The following is a 20,233-nucleotide window of genomic DNA, read 5'->3' on the forward strand; positions in this document are numbered from 1 at the left end:
TTGCCCGGACTCCATCCATGGTTTCACCCCATTAATGCGGGGGTACCCATGGATATTCTATTCACGAAACATGCCGTTTTTTAGAGCGCCCACGATTATCCTTAAACCATCTCATCGCCCGGCTCACCATCCCGCTGCTCGAACCATTTGGCCAACACTTCCGCAGAAAACCAGCCCAAATTCTCCGGCACCCGTTGCCCATCGGCATACATGGTCAATGGCAAGCGTGCCCGCAACCCCACATTGAGCAGATTGCCAAAGGTGACGGTCTCATCCAACTTGGTAAAGATTAAACCGGTGGGGTTAAGGGTCGAAAAGCGTCGGAAAACCGCCTGCTGTTCCGTCTCTCTGACATTGGCCGCCATACATAACAGGGTCTCACGATCCTCCCCCATCACCGGCAACAACGAACCCGTTGAGTTCACCTGACGACGGTTGTAGGGCGAAGAGCCCACCGTATCCACCAAAATATAGTCACAGCGGTTCAACGCATGCATGCCCGCCTTCACCTCAGAGAGCGAACGGGCCACCACCAAACGCACCTGCAACAGTTTGGCGTAGGTCTCCAACTGCGCCACCGCCCCCACGCGGAAGGTATCCAAGGTGATCATACCCACCGAACGCCGCCGATTGAGCAGCAGATCGGCGGCAATTTTTGCTAAAGTGGTGGTTTTACCCACCCCGGTGGGACCCACCAGCACAATCACCCGTGCGGTGCCCTCCAACGGATCGCGGAACTTGAGATATTTTTTTAAGGATCCCTCAAAGCCCCCCCGCTCATTGCGCGAACTGACCGCCAATTTACGGGCGATAGGCTCCTCGGTGCCATGCATAATCAGCCACGAGTAGAGCTTGCGGCCCTCCCCATCTAACTGCTGGATTTCACCATCCATTGGACCGGGCAGACCGGCCACCCGGGCCTCCAACGTGGCCAATGAGCTGCGAATGGTCGAAAGATCCGATGCCAGATTCTTGGCTCCCCCTGCCGCGCGCATACTGGCCCGGCTGCCTGCTCGCCCCACGGGTGCTTCAACGGGTTCACTATGGGCAGGTTCGGGGGCCGCCACACGGCTACGGGGGGCAAGCTCACGCTCCGGAGGGGCCGCCTGGGCCTCGCGGGCGGCAGCCCGATCCGAGGGACGGTTACGGGTCGGCGGGGTTGGGTCATCACTGACCACCGCCGAAAATCCACCCCGGCGCGGCGCCGGTGTTTCACGCGCCTCACTGCGGGGCGTCACCGCGATAGGCGCATCGGTGGCAGGATTGGCCTCCTCAATGGCTTGTGCCATGGCAGGCGGGCAGGCTTTGACCTCAATGATATGGCGGCCAGTGGGGGCCCCATTGGCTCCCTTTTCCCGCACGCTGCGCGTCGAGAGAATGACGGCATCAACCCCCATCTCCTCCTTGACGATCTTCAGCGCCTCGCGCATATCTTGAGCTTGAAAGGTACGGATCTTCATGGGCGTTTGTTCCTTTTACCCGTCTCCCGATGTGGGCACGGCACTCCCAACTTGGCCATCCTTGGCCCTATTATCCTATAAGCCCGAGCGGGCCTGCTTGTTACGACAAATGGATGCTACCCAAGCTGCTAACCGACACATTGGCGGGTATCTCATTTTGTGACAACACCACCAAATGGGGTAGCACCCCCTCCAACGCCTGCTTAACAAAGGGTCGCACCCGCGAACCGGTAATCAACACCGGCTGCACCACCACGGTGGCCGCCTTCTCTACCTCGCTCCGCACCCGGGTAAGGAGCTGCTGGGCCGAGCGCGGCGACAATGACAGGTAAGAACCATAGTCACCACTGACAATGGCCTCTGCCACCAAGTTTTCCGCATCCGGCCCCAACACCAGCGCCGTTAGGGTGCCCTCATCATCCAGATAGCGGCGCACAATGGAGCGCGACAGTGATTGCCTAACCAACTCTACCAACTGCTGGGGCTGTTTGATAATCTTGCCATAGTCGGCGAGGGTTTCTAAAATGGTCCCCATATCGCGGATGGAAACCCGCTCCCGCAGCAAACCTTGCAGCACCTTTTGCACATCGCCCAACGAGACGATATTGGGGATCAACTCCTCCACCAGCTTAGGCTGGTTTTTAGAGACCAGATCCAGCAGGTTTTGCACCTCTTGGCGGGTCAGCATCTCATGGGCGTGGTTATGCACCATCTCGGTGATATGGGTCGCCAGCACCGTGGAGGCATCCACCACAGTATAACCCAACATCTCTGCCCGCTCGCGCTCCCCTGAGGCAATCCACTGGGCAGGCAGACCAAAGGCGGGCTCCACCGTTGCAATGCCATGAATCTGCCCCGTCACATCGCCCCCCTCCATGGCCAGATAACTACCGGGACGCAGCTCACCCTGCCCCACCTCAACCCCCTTCACCAGATAGCTGTATTCGCCGGGCTTGAGTTGCAGGTTGTCCTTAATGTGAATGGGGGGCACCACAAAGCCCATATCCTGGGCAAACTGGCGACGGATGGAGCGAATCTTATCCAACAGATCCCCATGTTGCGTCTCATCCACCAGCGAAATCAGGCCATAGCCAACATCCAAGCGTAGCAGATCCAGGGCCAGATAGCTTTCAATGGGCTCCTCGGCCTCGGCTTCGGCCTCGGCTTCGGCCATGGCTTTGTGCTGTACCGCTTCATCGCGCTGCTCGGCCCGGCGGAACAGGTACCAAGACCAACTACCCATGGCAATTGCCAACAGACCAAAGGCCACCGTGGGCATGCCAGGGATAATCGCCAACAGACCCAGCACCACGGCGCTCATCAAAATCACCCGAGGCTGTGCGGTCATCTGCTGGCTAACATGGTCCGCCATGTTGGCGTCACCCGAAGCACGGGTCACCAAAAAACCAGCCCCTGCGGAGATCACCAAGGTGGGGATCTGCGCCACCAATCCGTCGCCAACCGTCAAAATTGTATAGATCTGCGCCGACTGTGCCGCGCTCAGATCCAACTGGGCCACACCGATAATAAAGCCCGCCACAATGTTGATCAGGGTAATCAAGATACCCGCAATGGCATCCCCCCGCACAAATTTAGAAGCACCGTCCATGGCTCCAAAAAATTCAGACTCTTGCTCAATTTCACTGCGTCGTCTACGGGCCTCGTCCTCGGTGATTAGACCCGAGTTAAGGTCGGCGTCAATGGCCATCTGTTTACCGGGCATTTTATCCAAGGTAAAACGCGCGGCCACCTCGGCGATACGTCCCGCACCCTTGGTGATGACGATAAAGTTGATGATCACCAAAATCGAGAAGATGATCACACCCACCACATAGTTACCACCGACAACAAACTGACCAAAGGCACGGATCACCTCGCCCGCCGCCGACTCCCCTTCGCCACCATGCAGCAAAATCAGTCGGGTGGTGGCAATGTTCAAGGCCAATCGAAACATGGTTGCCAACAACAGCACACTTGGAAACGACGAAAAATCCAAGGGCTTATGAATGTAGATGGTGGTCAGCAAAATCACGATGGCAATGGCAATATTGATGGACAGGAAGAAGTCCAGCAACTCCGATGGCAGCGGGATAATCATCACCGCCATCACCACAATGACGCCCACGGCCATATAGAGATCGCTATATTTTTTCAGCGATATGCCCTGGAGTTTAAGGGGTAGTCCGATGGCAGCCAAAGGGAATCTCCTGTTTTCCTCGAATCTCATCCGTGAGCTTGGAACCCTCCCCTTAGTGCTAAGGGAGATTCCGGCACCAAGGAACAAGCAACATTCCTGCCAATAATCACAAAAGTCGGCATTTTCTGCCTAGCAGTGGGCGACTCTTGCCGGGTTGCCACGCAAACCACGGGCCGCATAGCACTTTGCGTTAAAAAATGGCATACTCGCCCCTACCTCTACTGCGAAGGAGTCGCTTACCCATGCGTACCCTGCTTCTATTTTGTCTCTTCCTTCTGTTACCCCACACCCTCTTGGCGGATGGCGATCTTAAGCGCCGGTTGGAGCTCTCTCAGGATATTGTTATTTTGCGGGACACCGGCGGGCTGATTAAAAAACTTATTGATAAGCGCAAGGATTACTACCGCACAGCCCACACTTTGATGCAGCTAAAGATCACCCGCCGCAACCCCAATCTTAAGGGCAAGGTGGCTTCGGCGCTGGCTCAGAGATATGTTCAACTTTTGCGGGAAGAGGAGAGGAACAGCGCCCCAGATATTGAAAAACGCATGACCACCATCTACGCTGAAGAGTATACGCAAAGCGAACTGCGCCAGATGAAACAGTTTTTCAGCAGCACCGCCGGACGTAAATTTTTTCTGCTCAATAGCGCTCACCTGGAAAAAGCCATTGCAGGCGCCTTTCAGCAGGCCAGAACCCGAGCCAACGAACGTTTCCTTGAACTGCAACAGCAGCTCAAGGAAAAGAGCAACCCCAACCCCCGCCCCAACAAAGAGTATGAGATGTAAACAGGCCCGTGCGGCAGTGCACCTATTTTTTCCTCTGGGAACAGACCGTGGCCGCCTACCCTAACTGGATTTCCCGGCAACGACCCATTACACTGGCCCGCGCCATTAAGCGGCGCTCTTTTACCATCCTAGCTTGACACGGGGCCTATGGCTTTTACCTCTTGGCACTATTTTTTACTGCTACTGGTCACTCTGGGGCTGTTTCATCGGCTGCCCGCTGGGCGCTTGCGCATGGCTCTGCTGGTGGCGGCCAGTTACCTCTTTTATGGGGTGTGGGATGTCCGTTTTCTGGCGCTCATTCTGACCTCCACCGTTATTGACTATATCACCGGTGCGGGGCTTGATGGACGCATGCTCAAGCGCGGCCATCCCTACCTGCTCAGTGCCTTACCGGCTTTGTGGTTGGCGGGTTGCTGGCTGGTGGGACAACCGAATGTCGAGACACCGCTACTGGGGGCTGTGCTGCTTACCCCCATACTGCCATGGATCAGCCAAGGTTTGTTGCGGCTGCCCGAGGCATCCCGTAAACGGGGTTTTTTGCTGCTAAGCATTGGGGCCAATTTAACGTTATTGGCCTTTTTTAAATATTTTAACTTTTTTATCGACTCGGCCCAGCAACTCCTTGCCACGGTTGGTTTGGGCGGCAACACTTGGAGCTTGGAGATACTGCTGCCGGTGGGCATCTCTTTTTACACCTTTCAAAGCCTCTCCTACACCATTGATATCTATCGGGGCCAGACCCGCCCTGTGGATGATTTTGGCCACTTTGCCGCCTATGTGGCCTTTTTTCCCCAACTTGTGGCAGGCCCCATTGAGCGCAGCCACCATCTGCTGCCCCAACTGAGCAATCCGGCCCCCCTTACCCCGGCGCTCCTGCATGAAGCCGCCCGGTTGTTGCTGGTGGGTTATTTTATGAAACTGTTTGTGGCGGATAACTGCGCCCTTATCGCCAACCATGTGTTTGCCAGTGGCGAGCCCATCAATGGCCCATGGGCGCTGCTGGGGGCGGTGGCGTTTGCTTTTCAAATCTATGGAGATTTTGCAGGGTACAGCAACATTGCACGGGGTTCGTCGCTGCTGTTTGGCATCCGTTTGAGTCAAAACTTTGCCTTCCCCTATTTGGCGCGCACCCCTTCTGAGTTTTGGCGACGCTGGCACATTACCCTTTCGTCATGGATTCGCGACTATATTTTTATTCCCTTGGGGGGCAGTCGTGATGGTCGGCGGCGCACCTTACGCAACCTGAGCATCACCATGTTTTTAGCCGGTTTATGGCATGGTGCGGCGTGGCATTTTGTGCTGTGGGGGCTCTATCATGGTGCGCTGTTGGCCCTCTATCGGCTGGTGGGGCCTTTGGCGCAATTGAAGGATCAAGCGCAGCACCACCGGTGGTGGGTCAATTTGGGTGCCTGGGCCTTGATGTTTGGCTTGACTTTGGTGGGCTGGGCGTTGTTTCGCGCCGAGGATCTTGCGGGATTTGCCACATGGTGGCTGGCGCTGGGCCACTGGAGCATGGAGGGCATAGAACCCATCGCCGGTGCGCTCAAATGGATCGCCGCCCATGCATTGCCCCTCTTGGTATTGCAAGCACTTACCTATAAACAGCCCGATGAGTGCCATTTAGGGGCGCTACCAACCCCCCTGCGGGGGCTGGTCTACCTGCTCTTGTTTTTAATGATCACCACCTCCACCCAACTGGAGATGGAGTTTATCTATTTTCAGTTTTAGCCTCACCTGATTTAGCGGAACCAGAAGCATCGCGCCAAAAAAAGTTTGGGCACGTAAAAGCCCCCCCTTTTTGAGAAGGGCTGGCAAGTTATAGCCGCTTTCGCGCATCAACGCATAGACCCTGCCCTGCGGGAAAAATCCCTATCCAGACAGCACTCTGTTTGCTGATGCCCAGACACTGGCTCCCCGTCAGAATGTCTGCATCATTTTTCTTAAAGGTTGACACCATACCACCCCTTTGCTCGGAAAAATGACCTGGACACCCGTGCCCCCCCTGTTAGCCGTTGCCTACAATGGCCACTTTGGCTTCACTGGATAATCGTTTAACTTGCTCTAAGAGCTTTGCAGGGGTCCATCATTGGGGTTGCTGGAAGGGTATCCCCCCCGCGATCTTGCCTCCCCCACCGGTCGAACATACCTCTAAAGCGATCTATTTTGCATACGTCACAAAAACAGCTAACATGGTGCCTCCTTTTTCCTATTGGGAGTCGAACCCATGCCGCAGCCCACTCTGTTGCAGGCGTTGCTCGCCGGCATCGCAAGCATCGTGCTTACCCTGGGCATCGCCCGCTTTGCCTATACGCCGCTGCTGCCCCTCATGCAACAACAGGCAGGCTTGAGTTTGGCGGGTGGTGGAGAGCTGGCTGCCTTTAACTATCTTGGCTACCTGAGCGGGGCGTTGGTGGCTGCGCTGATCAACGATCTCTACCTCAAAGATCGCCTGTTCCGTTTGGGGCTATTGGTTGCCTTGCTCTCCACCCTAGGCATGGGCCTAACCCAAGAGCTCTGGATCTGGTCGCTCTTACGCTATCTGGCTGGATTAAGCAGTGCGGCGGGTCTGTTGCTGGGCACAGGTCTGTTGCTCAATTGGTTGCTGCGGCAAAACCACAAAAGCGAGCTGGGACTGCACTTTTCCGGGGTGGGTTTAGGGATCTTTCTGGGGGCAGCGGTGGTGGCCTGGGCAGACCCTTGGCTGAACTGGCAGCAGCAGTGGTGGCTGCTTACCGCCCTAGGGGTGGTGCTGGCACTGCTGACCCTGCGCTGGTTTCCCCATCCCGACGCCAACCCCTACTCCACCAGCGGTACGCGCTTGCAAGACAACCCCCCCACACCGCTCTTTATGGCGCTGTTCCAAGCCGCCTATTTTTGCGCAGGTATCGGTTATGTGGTAAGCGCCACCTTTATTGTGGCGGTTATGGAGGCCCTGCCCGCACAACAAGGCTATGGCAACAGCGCCTTTCTCATTCTTGGTTTAGCCGCCGCCCCTGCCTGCCTGCTATGGGACCGCGTTGCCCGCGTTATGGGTGAGATCCCCGCCCTTATCCTGGCCAGCCTGTTGCAAGTATTGGGCATCGTGCTGCCCCTCTGGTTGGATGGTCTGTTCTGGGCTCTGCTGGGAGCCGTGCTGTTCGGTGGAACCTTTATTGGCATCGTCTCGCTGGTCCTGACCATGGCCGGACACTACTACCCAACCCGCCCCGCCCGCATGATGGGGCGCATGACCCTCTCCTACGGCGTGGCACAAATTATTGGACCAGCCCTAACGGGTTGGATCGCGACCTCTAGCGGCAACTACCGGGCGGGGCTCTATCTGGCCGCCGCCATGATGCTGCTGGGCACGCTGCTGCTGCTCATTCTCCAGCAGGTGGACCGACACCAGCAAGCCGCCCCAACCAACTAGCCCCCGACTCCCCAGCGGCCTCTTTGGTTTTTATTGGGTAGCGGAACCTGTTGAGCGTGCTAGAATGGCTGCGCCTTTTTGTCCTGACTTCGGCAACCCCACACCCGCAGCGACCTAAACCATGACACTCTACCGCAATGCCACCTATCTTAAACTCTTCGCGGCACAGGTTATTGCCCTGACCGGTACGGGTATCTCCACCATTGCCATAGCCTTACTGGCTTACCAGTTGGCCGGGGCGCAAGCGGGTAGCGTATTGGGCATTGCGCTGGCGCTCAAGATGGTAGCCTATGTGGTGGTCGCCCCCCTCATGGGTGGGATAGCCCATCGGCTGCCCCGCCGACGCTGGATGATCGGCATGGATCTGCTGCGTGCCGCCCTGCTCTGTAGTCTGCCCTTTATCCAGAGCATTGAGCAGCTCTATCTCTTAATCTTTTTGATTAATGCCTGCGCCGCTTCGTTTAAACCCCTCTACCAGGGGGTCATTGCCGACCTTTTGCCCGACCCACAGAACTACACCCGCGCCCTTGCCATGTTCCGCATCGCCTATGATATGGAAAATATCCTTAGCCCGGCGTTGGCGGCCCTATTGTTGATGATCGCCAGCTATAACCAGCTCTTTTTCTTGAACAGCTTCACCTTTATCGTGTCGGCTCTGCTGCTGTTGGCAAGTTCCTTCCCCGCTGCGGCAGCCAGCGACCGACTGGCTGGCGTGGGACACAATTTGCTATTCGGCTTAAAAAGCTATCTGGCCACCCCCCGCTTACGGGGCCTGCTGGCCCTTTACATGGGGGTTTCGGCGGCAAGTGCCATGGTCATCGTCAACACGGTGGTCTATGTCCAGGGGGAGCTGGCGGGACATGATGTCGAGACCGCTCAAGCGATGTTGGCGGTGGGAGCGGGCTCTGTGCTAGCAGCCCTGCTGTTACCCAGAGCTTTACAACGGTGGCACAGCCGCTCCCTCATGCTGGGGGGTGGCTGGTTGTTGGCGCTCGCTATGCTGGCCGGGGTGTTGCACCCCAACTACACGGGGTTACTGCTGCTCTGGTTTGTATTGGGGGTTGGGCTGGCGGTGGTGCAAACCCCATCGGGCCAGTTAATCACCGCCAGTTGTCAAGGGGCCGACCGCACCGCCTTTTTTGCGGCCAACTTTTCGCTCTCCCATAGTTGCTGGTTTTTCAGTTATCTCCTAGCGGGGCTGTTAGGCACCCAACTGGGCCTCTCCGTTACCTTTGCCCTGTTGGCGCTGCTGATCGCCGTTTCGGTCTATACCGCTAGCCGCCTTTGGCCCCGCCATGAACCCCACCAGCTTAACCACCATCACGATGCTACGGCCCATCACCACCCCCACATTCATGATGCCCACCACCAGCATCATCATCACCCAGATGATGAACCTAGGGATGCCAAAACCCCCCATGTTCACCACCATCAACATCGCCCCATGCAGCATAGCCACAGCTTTGTGATCGACACCCACCACCCCCACTGGCCAGAGCCACAAGGGGGTCGCTAAGGGGCTCCTGTCAATCGAGTCCACCACCCTCAGCACGCAGCAAACTCCCCGGCAATACGCCCAAGCCCAGCGGTATCCTGGCAGTGGTGGAGGCGAAACATCCCTTAACCGCACACCAATGGAGGATTACACCGTGACCCGTGTGAGCAGCATATGCTGCACGCCCCGCCCAAACATGCTGGAAAACAGTCCCATCTCCAGCCGCTCTGTGGTGGGCGAGAGCAACGGCAGCGCTTGACTAAAATCCTGCAAGCTCTGGGCGGTTGGGCCATCCAATGGCGCATAAAAGTGGATCATCTCTTCTAAGGCATTCAAGATGATGGGTAAGAGCTGTGCATCCCCTTGCACATCGTGCTGCTCTATGAGCTTCATAATTTGCTCACTTAACCGGTAGAGTTGCTCCACATGCTCCATGGCCGGATAGTGGCAGCGATAATCCAACAGGTTATGGGCCTGTTTCGACAGCAGTTTGGCGATGCGCTCATTAGCCTGCGCGGGAGTATCGGTAATATTTTGGTACCAACGCCAATCTTTAAGAATCTGAGGGGCGGTACCTGTGACCTGAAACTGCCCGCCCACCACCTCTAGCACATCCCTTTGCGAGATAAATTTTTTATCGCAGAGGGGAAACATTAAATTTTCCTCAACCCAATTTATGACCGGTTTTTTTAACCCTGACAGGGTTTGTAAATGGGGGCCAAACAGTGCAGCAAGACGTTGACACTGTTGCGCATAAGGGCTTTGTGCGTCGACCAACCGTTTAGCGGCCAGATAGCGTAAAAAATCGGGAAAGGCCGAGAGGGTATCAATGGTGGTGAGCAACAAGATACCACCGGGGGCCACCAGTGGCAGCACCTGCGCAAGAAACCCTTTGGGATCCTGCTGGCACTCGATGGTACGTTCACACCATACCACATCATACTGTTGCGACCATTGGCGCGACTCAAACAGTTCGGTAATAATTTCGCAGCGGGTATGGGCGGCATAGCTCTGAGCGATCTGTTGCAGAGTGGGGGTACAGAAGGGATTGGCTTCTAAAAAAGTATAGCTGGCGGGCCGTTGCTCCAAAATATAACGGGCATGCGCACCCTGGGCCGGGCCGATTTCCAATACCGATTTACCCGCCAAAAGACCAGGCGGCAACCCCAATTGCATAAACAGCGCCCGACGTGTCGCAAAGAGCTGCGTTAAATCTCGCACATGCACCTGCGCTGGGATCAAACGCCCCTCCTGTGCATAATAGTTTACATATCTGTTTTGCATGGTTTCAACTCCCTATGGAAACCACTCAAGGGGATTACGGCTATGGCGAACAGGCCATGATGCGGCCACTACAAAAATGGATATTCGGGCGTCGGATTGTAGCACATCGAGCCCCGAAACCAATGCCTATCATGACATGGCTCAAACATTGGCGTGACGTTTTACCTAATCACCCTCCATTGCGGCGGCCCCCCCTAACCATGAGAATCCTACCCAGTAAAAAATACCGCGCACAGGCGATCAAGTGGCCATGGCAATGCTCCTGCCCGCACGGCAAAACAGAGGGTATGGTGCTATAAAGTTACACGCAACCCCCCCCCTACACTACCTGCAACCTAGCACGCTAAAATAAATAAAATATATAAACTTTTGTTTTTCTTTCGGGTATGACATGCTCTCTCAGAATAGACCGCTGCAACCGAGGGTTGTAAATCCCTAACCACCTAGAGTTTGGTAACACATGATCCTATGGATGCTGCAAAAGATACCATCGGTGGGTAACGGACGCGGAACTGGAGTCCCTGTTTTTCTTGCAAGCACTCCTTAGGCAAGATGGCTCTGCTACCCGACGCTTAGACGGAGCAATCACACACGAGTCCGTCAATAAGCACTAAGGCACGCCATACGCGAGAGGCAGGTACGGTCGTCGCCTTTGCTTTTTTGCCCAAAAGGCGTCCTATTCTTTGCTTAACTTTACAGGGTTATGCAGGCGTTTATTCACTTATCCAGTGGAACATCGTGTCACTGGCGATCATTCTGAGGAGAAAAATAGATGAAGCGGTATTTACGTGTCGTTGTTGCTGTGCCTATGATTTTTGGCGCTTTTCAGGTTGGGAGTGCCAAGGCTGCCAGCTATCAGCCAGCCGTGTCGTATAACGAGTATTCAGAAACAAAGCTGGAGAAATGTTATCAGGAAAAATTCTTCGGCGAAAAAATAAAAAAGTGCATTAAAGCGGGCACCATTGGTGGCGGCGTTAATGGGCAAGCCAGCCTACTAACTTTTGCCAATGAGGATACCGGCGAGATCGGTGCCGTGCTGCTGGCCGAGCAAAACTTTGTGGTCAATCTCTTTGGGACTAAAATAGAAGTTGGGGCTATCTGCCAGTATAACAACAGCAAAAAAGCTGAAACGGGGGTTTTCTTAGGTTACAGCCTTTCAACGCCTGCCATTCCTAGCGTCAGCATCAAAGATATCGTGGTCGCGGTAATCACCCGAGCAGCGGCGGCTAAAGTGGGTTCCATGGCCAATAAGGCTGCAACCGCCAAGGTTAGTAACGGCAAGGCTTCCAGCGGTTATGCAGGGGCTGTGGCCAGCGCGAGCTTTAATCAGTTGATGAGCGCTGGAGTGTCGGGGTGTACCCTTAATACGCCTGATATGAAACTCTTTAGCGGCATCAAGGGCGTTGATCTCTTTAAAGCCGGCATCCAGTTCACCATGGTCGCGGATAAAATCAACATCAACACCAGTACCGGTAGTGCGTCGGTGGTTTTAACAGCCACCTCTGAAGCGATTGCGAAGGTAGGTGGTGAGAAAGTGAGTTTTAGTGTAGCTGGCCAAAAAGTAAAATGGTCACTACCCGGTTTTGAGGTTAAAGAGGGTGTCACCCTTATGAAAAAAACCATCCAACATTGATGTATGGTTTTCACCCGATTGGCGTAAAAAAACGTCTTAAGAAACAACGATGAACGCATACTCTATGGTATGGATAAGGGGTTAGCTTGCATTGATCCGATTTCCTTAGAGCTTAGCGAGAGATCTGAAATATCTCTAAAAATGGGCACTAAAATCGTACACCGTCACGTCCTGTAACCGTGATTCACGTATGGTTTTAGTGCTTTTTTTTTCAGCAATCGTTGTATAAAAATGAGCATTCCATAAACCCTAGGGCAGCATTTTTATCAAGATCAGCGACCCGCTGACGTTCCCAATAACACCATAATAAACCCTAATGATTGATTGGATGAAGAAGCCCCGTGATTGAGCTGGGTCCAGTTAAGCCCATAAGCAGGTGCTGGTTTATGAGGGCAAAAGTGTTCCTGCTTTGTCAGGACGGCGCCTCATCCCCATCTTTAGGCAAGGTCTTGGCATATTCTTCAACCACAAAATAATAAAGGCTATTTTTACATTCCCATCAATGGAACCTCTCTTGATTGGCACACTCTAAGGCGGGTAATTTGATCATTCTTCTTGGCACTGGAGCAGTCGTGCACCCCCCCCATAATAGCCAAACCGTACGCATGCTCATGACAGCCGTTATGGATAACAAGGGGCGCTTCAGCGTGCGTTACAATCCCCTGACGCTTCTAACTTCCATTGCTCACCGCTGGCTTCTGCACGCCTTTCGCATTCGTCAGCGCGGTTATGCGGCTCCGCCGATCAAAGACGGCTTGCATGCCCACCAAGTACAGTTCCCTACCGCCAACGGTAAAAATCTCATAGGCTGGTGGTGTGATCCAGGCCAAAGAGGTACAGTGGTCGTCATGATGCACGGTTGGGGAGCCAACGCCTCCCACCTGTTTCCCTTGGCTCAAGCTTTTGTCGCTGCGGGCCACCCTGTGTTGCTGTTTGACGCCCGCTGCCATGGGCTGAGCGATGATGACGGTTTTGCCTCCTTACCCCGTTTTAGTGAGGATATTTTGGCGGCACTGCATTATTTAGCCTCCCTTGGTCACACCACTCCTCTGCTGTTGGGGCACTCCGTAGGAGCAGGCGCGGCCCTGTTGGCGGCAACCCGTTGGAAATCGCTACAGGGCGTTGTGAGCATCTCGGCGTTTGCCCATCCGCAGGAGATGATGCGGCGCTGCCTGCGCGGCTGGCACATCCCCTATTGGCCCATTGGAGGATGGCTGCTTCGCCACGTTCAACGCATCATCGGCCACCGATTTGATGACATTGCCCCCATCCACACCATACGCCAACTGGAAATTCCTCTGCTGCTTATCCATGGCGAAGCCGACACCACTGTGCCCGTGGCCGACGCCCAGCGCCTGCATAGGGCCAACCCCCTATCCGAGCTGTTCGTGCTGCCCGAGGCCGGACATAACCGGGTGGAGGAGCTGCTGCCCCATACAGAGCAGCTACTGGCTTGGATCGCGGCATTGAACCCAACCGCAATAAGCCGCGCGCAGAGCGAGCCCATCCCTACCGTTTATTCCAAGAAAGTGTCGCTATGATAAGCCCACCAAGACTTCCCTTCCTGCCCATCTCCATCTTTGCCACGGTTATGGGTTTGGCTGGTTTGAGTATCGCTTGGACAAAGGCGGAACCGTTGCTCAAGTTAGCCACCCTCAGCCCGCTGCTTATGGGGCTGACGGGTACCCTGTTTGTGGTGTTACTGTTGCTCTATGTTGTCAAGGTTGTTAGACATCCAGAGGCCGTCCGTGCTGAGCTGCACCACCCCATCAAATTGAGCTTTTTTCCCACCATCTCCATTAGTTTACTACTGCTCTCGATTGTTACCCTGCATCTGATGCCGCACCTCTCAAAAGGGCTGTGGTTGCTCGGTGCAGGGCTTCATCTTGGCCTGACCCTCTATGTGTTGAGCGCTTGGCTTAATCATGATCATTTTGAGATCAAGCACATGAACCCATCGTGGTTTATACCTGTGGTTGGCAATATTGTTATCCCGCTGGCGGGTGTGGAACATGGCTATCTAGAGCCTTCGTGGTTTTTTTTTAGTATTGGCCTGCTCTTTTGGTTGGTATTGATGGTCATTGTCTTTTATCGTCTGTTTTTCCATCCTCCGCTGCCAGACAAGTTAATGCCCACCCTGTTTATTCTGATCGCACCACCAGCGGTGGGTTTTCTTGCTTATCTCAAGTTAACTGGTGAGTTGGATGCCTTTGCCCGAATACTCTATTATGCCGGGCTGTTCCTAACGCTGATGCTCTTTACACAGATTAGACGTTTCACCCGTTTAAAATTCTTTCTCTCTTGGTGGGCCTACTCCTTTCCGCTGGCGGCCATCACGGTGGCTACACTGGTGATGCAGCAGCGTTTGAATACACTCTTTTATCTATGGTTGAGCATGCTGCTGATGGGGATCCTCTGCCTTGTTATTCTGGGCCTAGCGGTGCGCACCGGTTTGGCCGTCTATCGGCGGGAAATCTGTGTGGAGGAGTAAGTGTAAAAGGTCGATTCAAACAAGTTCCGCAAATGAGTTCCGTGAGTTCCGGTGAGTTCCGGTGAGTTCCGGGGACATACACTTTATTAGTGATTCGCGCAAATGAGTTCCGGGAGTTGGAGTTCCGTGGGAGTTCCGGGGACATACACTTTATTGGGGAGTTCCGGGGACATACACTTTATTGGGGAGTTCCGGGGACATACACTTTATTGGGGAGTTCCGGGGACATACACTTTATTGGATTGGGTAGACGATTGGGAGGCTTATTTAGTGGGAGTTCCGGGGACATACACTTTATTGGATTGGGTAGACGATTGGGAGGCTTATTTAGAAGTCGGTAGTCGTCGTGAGGAACAAAATGGAGTTGGAGTTCCGGGGACATACACTTTATTGGATTGGGTAGACGATTGGGAGGCTTATTTAGAAGCCGGTAGTCGTCGTGAGGAACAGATGCTGATTCAACTGCGTGAACGAACAGGTCGGCCAATGGGCAGCGAAGCGTTTACAAAGCGATTAGAGCAGCAGACGGTACAGAAGCTTGGTAAGCAGAAACTGGGACCAAAGTCAAAAAAGAGTGTTGATCATGAATAAAATGTATGTCCCCGGAATTCTCCAACTTCCCCTTCCTTTACAAATCAATTAAATAGATGATCAATCTCGTCGCCCGATGTCGTATAGTGCAGATCAGTCCGCCAGACAACGGCATCATCTTCCAAACGGAAGAAAATCCGCAGCTGCCGCTTAATGGCATCTGAAAACAGCGTCCTATCCATATATACGACCGCCCGGTGGTCTTCTACCGAGTAAACAACTCGCCCCCTCGGTACGTCCATATACTCTCTGAAGCGCAGATCCGGAAATAGACTGGTGTAACCTTTATCGCTGTCCCAAAAATCGGCATGATTATCAGGGCTGTCGATAATGCCAACATGCTCCACACCTTCGCTGACGGCCCTTGCCTTGCCGAACACCGTCCCTTTGTAGACCCAGAAAATCCCGATCATCAATGATCAATTCCGGTCGAAAGTTTCCAGGTAAAAACCATCTCAACTAAGACCTGGTGTATCTTCACCATCGCTTCAGTGTCGCGCTTACAATATTTCAACAAATTGCATCGCAACAATTCGAGCTTAATCGGATCTGTCTCGGAACACATCAAGTGATAGGCATCCATCGCCATCCCACCATTTGAAATCTCAAGATCTTTGTAGGACATATCCGGGACAAATGCAGGCAGAACGTTCTTGATCGAATTCGACCCGTATTGCTGCCAGCGATATGCGTAGCGTTTACGGAAAGGCACGATAAGGTCCATAACGCGATCATGGATGTGGTTCAGATCTTCAGCGTGCTCCGGGAAGTCTTGACTCATTTCCTTGATACGAGTCTTTTCAAAAGCCATATTGAAGGTCAGCACGCAAGAATCCTTAGGGATTTGCTCCAACATCGCCTTGATCAGATCTGGACGTGGATCAACGTTCGGTTCCGCCAGAAACTCATAGTGCTCGACGGCCCCGCCTTCTTGTCGCTGGATATGCAACGAATACTGAAACGGGATCTGCTGATAAGGGCGCATTCCATCGTGGAGCGGAACCGGCGACATAAAGGTTTCGAAATCAAAATGACAGAGCGGATACCAGAGGTTGCCAAGGAACTCTTGTATCCCATCAGTGTCAACCTGCTCGTCCTGATTCAGATGCATCTCAACCTGGAAGCGTTGGCTGTCGTTTAGTTCATCCAGTGGAAGATCGGCAAAGGCTATCTGACCGCGATTGTAATAAGCAAACTTGTCGATACCCCGACCGCGCAGATCGAAGACCGAGTTTTCAGGGATGTGCTGCCAGCAGTGGCCTCGGAAATCACAGTCGTAGGGATCGGAACAGTGCGGTCCTATATCAACCAGCGGCATATCTCCTTCAATCATGGACCGCATTGAGGAGATGTTATTTGCTACGTCCTGCTGCATCCCAACGACGTCAACCGTCAGATCGTTGATGGCAAAAAGCTTGTCAATTTCAATTTTTCCGTTGCGAACATACTGGTTATTGATATGTACGAGGCAAGATTTTTTAATCTTAATTCCGGCTCCTGCAAGCACATAATACTGAAGAGCGATATCATGGTAATTGACAGCTTTCACCGCAGTTGAACTTTTTACCTCGTATAACTCCCATCCTTTATCACCCCGGTGCAGGATGTCGACCTTTACGAAGAGACCGTCATGCTCAAACGAAGCCTCATAGATTGTCCTTACTCCCTTGGCAATCATATACCCCGTCATCTTGAGCTGCTCGGCAATCGACAGCCCTTCATATGGGACTTCAACCCCTCCCGGAAAAAGATTCTGAGCCAGGACACCTATATCCGTTCCGCTTGAAAAAATCGCTTGTTGAGTTGCGCTGATCTCGTCGCGCAGTTCTTTGTGGTGCTTATATAGGAAAAGGGATTTGTGACATTGTATGCCACGAATGTATTGGGATTTACTCAGGTAAAGACTTCGCTTCATAAAATCTCCTGACTCAAAAAATCGAAAATCAATCTTCGTAATAGCTTGCCATGTTCCGAACTGTCTCGGCAAACTCCTTGCGGAGGGATTTTGGAGAAACAACTTCGACATATTCACCAAAACTCAACAGCCACCAGCGTAATTGATGGGTATCAAGAACTTCAGCTTCAACCAGAACATCGCCATTTTCCTGTTCAATAATCGTTTGGTTTAGGCTTAATGGACTCTCGTAAAGATGAGCCGCAGCATACTTGTCGAACAGGGCCTTGAGCTTGATCGTCTTCTCTCCTGGCAACGGGAATCCAAGCGCGCCACTTTCCAGATAATCGTCGAGCTTGAACCCCTCCGGCTTTCTTGACGCTTCATGAATCATCTCGACAGCCTGAAAGCGATGAACAGCCAAGAGCTTTATATCGTCATAGTTCCAAAGTGTCGCAACCAGATACAAAACCGGATCTGCAGCAACCAGGCCCAGCGGGTTGACTGTATACTCGACTGGATCATCTGCCCCTTTCTTTAAATACATCGCTTTGAATCGCCGATCCCGGAATAGCGACTCGTAAACAATTTCAAGTAGGTCCGCATCGACATCCGGAGGTAGTAACGGCTGAGTTCTTGGAACAACTCTTACTTTGTCCGGCCAGCCACCATAACTCTTGTCACCCAGTTCATCGAGAATTGCGTTCGCCCGTCGCAGATTCGGGGCCAGAGACTCAAGACAGCTCTTGGGCAGCAAACGGGTCATGAATTCACTGACCATCTTCAACGTCAGCGCACCGGTTCGATCCATCCCAGGAATATCAAAGGACATCGCTTCGCGATCCCATCGCCATGATATCGGCTTGCCCTGTTTGGCAGTAACCGGAAACACCTCCATCAATTCCTTCAAATCCCTTTGCACGGTTCGAAGATCAACATTGAATCCTTCGCTTTCCAGCTCCTCCCGGATCGTGGCCGCGTCCTTCGGATGTCTGGAGGGCAAAAGCTGCAACATTTTCCACTGCCTGAGTAACGCATAATATTTTTTCGGCTTTGTCATGTCCCATATCCTTTATCACGTCATCCCGACAGAATGTGTCGCACTCCAACATTTATAGCCTTTTCTCATCAAATCGACAACACGAATCATAAGCGACGCATTTTGTCGCAGACAGGTGTTAAGTTTATAAGCAACATGAAATTTCAAAAAGTTGGAGAGAGACATGATCGAAAAATTTGAGCAACGGACCATCATCCAGTATATGCAAAACATCCTTAGCAAAGAGCTGTCGGCTCACGCATTCAAGGAACTTTGCGACTTCCTGGAGACCGGCATGCCTTTCCTCGGCATTGAGGAGGATATCGACGAGATTCTTGAAACCATCGACGATTATCAGAATGCCATCCGAAAGAATTCCAGCGCACGAAAACTCTACAGAGTCTTACCTGGATCCGTGAGTTTATTTTTAGTTTGCGTCCTGCAACCGTATGGCAAAGCAGATAAATTTGTTATTATATGAACTGTTTTTTGATTCACCCAGGGGGTGAGATGAAGCGGTTCAAATTGGAGCAATCGGAGCAGGAGATCTACACGGCGACCAGTGGTCTGGCACTGGCAGGCGCTTGTCTGGACCGCTATGTGAATTTGGACAAGGAATTGAAGAAAGCACAGCCGTTGCGACACGGTATCAGCCATGCTGACATTGCTCGCAGCTACCTGGGTTTGTTGTTGCAGGGCAAGAGCGACTTTGAGGCGATTGCACAGTTCAGAGAAAATCGATTTTTCATGGAGGCACTTGGTATAGCCCATGTGCCATCCATTGCGAGAATGCGCCAGCGGCTGGATGAAGGGGCTGAATCGTGGTTGTCTGTAATAGAGTGCTGCACAGTTGATTTTTTGGTCAACGCCGAAGTTCCCGTGACGTGCTTGGTGACCGGGCATGTGGCGCTGGATATGGATGTGTTTCCTATGGACAACTCCAGCACGAAGAAAGCGGGGGTTTCCCGCACCTACAAGGGACATGACGGATTCGCGCCCATTGGGGCCTACCTCGGGGAAGAGGGCTGGTGTGTTGGGATGGAGTTTCGTGAGGGCAAACAGCACAGCCAGAAGGGATTTATTTCCTTTTTGACGCGTGTGTTGCCCCAAGCCCGCCGCTTGAGCGCCAGTCACCGTTTACTGGTCCGCCTGGATAGCGGGCACGATGCGCTGGAAACGCGTGTGGCGTTGGTAAACGAGGATACCGATTATATTCTCAAATGGAATCCCCGAACCGCTGATATGACACCCTGGCTGGCCATGGCGGAAGAGGAAGAGTGCTGGGTTGAAACACGTCCTGGAAAGTTTGTTTCCCGGTTCAGCGTCATTGAGGAGCAAAGCTACGAGGGCCAAAGCTATCAGTTCCGGCGCGTGATGCAGGTGACTGAACGCCGAATTGATCGTCACGGACAAGGCTTGCTGGTTCCCGATGTGGAAGTTGAGGGCTGGTGGACATCGCTGGACTTGGTGGAAGAGGATGTCATTGCCCTTTACAAGGCACACGGGACATCAGAGCAATTTCACAGCGAGTTCAAGACAGACCTGGATTTGGAGCGGCTTCCGTCGGGCAAGTTTGCCACCAACGCCCTGGTTATGGGAATGGCGGCATTTGCCTACAATATCCTGCGGTGGATCGGACTTTTGGGTCTGATGGGCAAAGATGGGCCAGTGCGGCACCCAGCTAAGCGTCGGCGTTTGAAGACGGTTATCCAAGAGATGATCTATCTGGCCGCTCGCTTGGTCAGAAGCGGAAGGCGGCTACGATTGCGCTTTGGACTGAATTGCCCTGCATTCGACGCATTCGAACGGGTGTATGAGCGATTTGCTCCTGGAAAGCTGTTGGTTGGATGATCACAGAGCACAGAAATGGCGGCGTGAATGCACGCTAATCCGGGTATTTGCGCCTTGATATTGAAAAATGGGGGCGTTCGGGGTAAACTGAGACAGCATCT

General features: G+C 53.3%; 16 protein-coding genes. 10 read left to right on the plus strand and 6 right to left on the minus strand.

What is annotated here, in order from left to right; translation table 11 throughout:
• Positions 1-101: 101 nt before the first annotated feature.
• Both flhF and flhA read right to left on the minus strand, forming a co-directional pair.
• Complete coding sequence (gene flhF / locus MMC1_RS15565; protein ID WP_011714594.1) at positions 102-1,460, minus strand: flagellar biosynthesis GTPase FlhF; 1,359 nt, start codon at positions 1,458-1,460, stop codon at positions 102-104.
• Between the two features lie 100 nt (positions 1,461-1,560).
• A complete protein-coding gene (gene flhA / locus MMC1_RS15570) occupies positions 1,561-3,687 on the minus strand; it encodes a flagellar biosynthesis protein FlhA (RefSeq protein ID WP_011714595.1) in 2,127 nt (708 codons plus the stop codon).
• 212 nt (positions 3,688-3,899) lie between these two features.
• On the opposite strand from flhA, the gene MMC1_RS15575 reads away from it, so the two are divergent.
• From MMC1_RS15575 to MMC1_RS15590, 4 genes are all read left to right on the plus strand, one after another.
• The gene (locus MMC1_RS15575; protein WP_011714596.1) at positions 3,900-4,445 is read left to right on the plus strand and encodes a DUF2059 domain-containing protein; all 546 of its coding nucleotides are present in this window, start codon (positions 3,900-3,902) and stop codon (positions 4,443-4,445) included.
• Positions 4,446-4,592: 147 nt separating this feature from the next.
• Positions 4,593-6,173, plus strand: a complete 1,581-nt coding sequence (locus MMC1_RS15580; RefSeq protein ID WP_011714597.1) for an MBOAT family O-acyltransferase — start codon at positions 4,593-4,595, stop codon at positions 6,171-6,173.
• 496 nt (positions 6,174-6,669) lie between these two features.
• On the plus strand, positions 6,670-7,854 hold the full coding sequence (locus MMC1_RS15585; protein WP_011714598.1) for a YbfB/YjiJ family MFS transporter: 1,185 nt from the start codon (positions 6,670-6,672) through the stop codon (positions 7,852-7,854).
• Positions 7,855-7,975: 121 nt separating this feature from the next.
• Positions 7,976-9,370: an MFS transporter gene (locus MMC1_RS15590; protein WP_011714599.1), complete on the plus strand. Its 1,395-nt coding sequence runs from the start codon at positions 7,976-7,978 to the stop codon at positions 9,368-9,370.
• A 126-nt stretch (positions 9,371-9,496) separates the two neighbouring features.
• On the opposite strand, the gene MMC1_RS15595 is transcribed toward MMC1_RS15590, so the two are convergent.
• Positions 9,497-10,633: a class I SAM-dependent methyltransferase gene (locus tag MMC1_RS15595; protein WP_011714600.1), complete on the minus strand. Its 1,137-nt coding sequence runs from the start codon at positions 10,631-10,633 to the stop codon at positions 9,497-9,499.
• A 772-nt stretch (positions 10,634-11,405) separates the two neighbouring features.
• Here MMC1_RS15595 and MMC1_RS15600 point away from each other — a divergent pair.
• The 4 genes from MMC1_RS15600 to MMC1_RS15615 all read left to right on the plus strand — a co-directional run bounded on the left by MMC1_RS15600 (position 11,406) and on the right by MMC1_RS15615 (position 15,348).
• A complete protein-coding gene (locus MMC1_RS15600; protein ID WP_011714601.1) occupies positions 11,406-12,266 on the plus strand; it encodes a hypothetical protein in 861 nt (286 codons plus the stop codon).
• Between the two features lie 572 nt (positions 12,267-12,838).
• Positions 12,839-13,807, plus strand: coding sequence for an alpha/beta hydrolase (locus MMC1_RS15605; RefSeq protein WP_011714602.1), 969 nt, complete (start codon positions 12,839-12,841; stop codon positions 13,805-13,807).
• Positions 13,804-14,757: an SLAC1 anion channel family protein gene (locus tag MMC1_RS15610; RefSeq protein ID WP_011714603.1), complete on the plus strand. Its 954-nt coding sequence runs from the start codon at positions 13,804-13,806 to the stop codon at positions 14,755-14,757. Before MMC1_RS15605 ends, MMC1_RS15610 begins: the two co-directional genes overlap by 4 nt.
• A gap of 237 nt (positions 14,758-14,994) precedes the next feature.
• Positions 14,995-15,348 carry a hypothetical protein gene (locus tag MMC1_RS15615; protein ID WP_143711440.1) on the plus strand — a complete coding sequence of 118 codons (354 nt, stop codon included), beginning with the start codon at positions 14,995-14,997 and terminating at the stop codon, positions 15,346-15,348.
• A gap of 44 nt (positions 15,349-15,392) precedes the next feature.
• Here MMC1_RS15615 and MMC1_RS20515 read toward each other — a convergent pair whose 3' ends face one another.
• From MMC1_RS20515 to MMC1_RS15630, 3 genes are read right to left on the minus strand one after another with little or no spacing between them, the layout of a single operon-like run.
• Complete coding sequence (locus MMC1_RS20515; protein ID WP_049757703.1) at positions 15,393-15,761, minus strand: hypothetical protein; 369 nt, start codon at positions 15,759-15,761, stop codon at positions 15,393-15,395.
• Positions 15,761-17,263, minus strand: a complete 1,503-nt coding sequence (locus MMC1_RS15625) for a DUF2779 domain-containing protein (protein WP_011714605.1) — start codon at positions 17,261-17,263, stop codon at positions 15,761-15,763. The genes MMC1_RS20515 and MMC1_RS15625 overlap by 1 nt, the downstream gene beginning before the upstream one ends.
• A gap of 28 nt (positions 17,264-17,291) precedes the next feature.
• Positions 17,292-18,302 carry a helix-turn-helix transcriptional regulator gene (locus tag MMC1_RS15630; protein ID WP_011714606.1) on the minus strand — a complete coding sequence of 337 codons (1,011 nt, stop codon included), beginning with the start codon at positions 18,300-18,302 and terminating at the stop codon, positions 17,292-17,294.
• 163 nt (positions 18,303-18,465) lie between these two features.
• On the opposite strand from MMC1_RS15630, the gene MMC1_RS15635 reads away from it, so the two are divergent.
• The gene (locus MMC1_RS15635; protein ID WP_011714607.1) at positions 18,466-18,762 is read left to right on the plus strand and encodes a hypothetical protein; all 297 of its coding nucleotides are present in this window, start codon (positions 18,466-18,468) and stop codon (positions 18,760-18,762) included.
• A gap of 29 nt (positions 18,763-18,791) precedes the next feature.
• Positions 18,792-20,132, plus strand: coding sequence for an IS1380-like element ISMasp7 family transposase (locus tag MMC1_RS15640; RefSeq protein WP_011712653.1), 1,341 nt, complete (start codon positions 18,792-18,794; stop codon positions 20,130-20,132).
• Positions 20,133-20,233 lie beyond the last annotated feature (101 nt).

Source organism: Magnetococcus marinus MC-1, from assembly GCF_000014865.1.
Lineage (GTDB): Bacteria > Pseudomonadota > Magnetococcia > Magnetococcales > Magnetococcaceae > Magnetococcus > Magnetococcus marinus.

Excerpts from the sequence above, each read along its gene's own strand:
- MMC1_RS15580 (WP_011714597.1), top strand. The coding sequence starts at position 4,593 with ATGGCTTTTACCTCTTGGCACTATTTTTTACTGCTACTGGTCACTCTG.
- MMC1_RS15635 (WP_011714607.1), top strand. The coding sequence starts at position 18,466 with ATGATCGAAAAATTTGAGCAACGGACCATCATCCAGTATATGCAAAAC.
- MMC1_RS15575 (WP_011714596.1), top strand. The coding sequence starts at position 3,900 with ATGCGTACCCTGCTTCTATTTTGTCTCTTCCTTCTGTTACCCCACACC.
- MMC1_RS20515 (WP_049757703.1), bottom strand. The coding sequence starts at position 15,761 with ATGATCGGGATTTTCTGGGTCTACAAAGGGACGGTGTTCGGCAAGGCA.
- MMC1_RS15585 (WP_011714598.1), top strand. The coding sequence starts at position 6,670 with ATGCCGCAGCCCACTCTGTTGCAGGCGTTGCTCGCCGGCATCGCAAGC.
- MMC1_RS15610 (WP_011714603.1), top strand. The coding sequence starts at position 13,804 with ATGATAAGCCCACCAAGACTTCCCTTCCTGCCCATCTCCATCTTTGCC.
- MMC1_RS15640 (WP_011712653.1), top strand. The coding sequence starts at position 18,792 with ATGAAGCGGTTCAAATTGGAGCAATCGGAGCAGGAGATCTACACGGCG.
- MMC1_RS15630 (WP_011714606.1), bottom strand. The coding sequence starts at position 18,302 with ATGACAAAGCCGAAAAAATATTATGCGTTACTCAGGCAGTGGAAAATG.
- MMC1_RS15625 (WP_011714605.1), bottom strand. The coding sequence starts at position 17,263 with ATGAAGCGAAGTCTTTACCTGAGTAAATCCCAATACATTCGTGGCATA.
- flhF (WP_011714594.1), bottom strand. The coding sequence starts at position 1,460 with ATGAAGATCCGTACCTTTCAAGCTCAAGATATGCGCGAGGCGCTGAAG.
- MMC1_RS15600 (WP_011714601.1), top strand. The coding sequence starts at position 11,406 with ATGAAGCGGTATTTACGTGTCGTTGTTGCTGTGCCTATGATTTTTGGC.
- MMC1_RS15595 (WP_011714600.1), bottom strand. The coding sequence starts at position 10,633 with ATGCAAAACAGATATGTAAACTATTATGCACAGGAGGGGCGTTTGATC.
- flhA (WP_011714595.1), bottom strand. The coding sequence starts at position 3,687 with ATGAGATTCGAGGAAAACAGGAGATTCCCTTTGGCTGCCATCGGACTA.
- MMC1_RS15590 (WP_011714599.1), top strand. The coding sequence starts at position 7,976 with ATGACACTCTACCGCAATGCCACCTATCTTAAACTCTTCGCGGCACAG.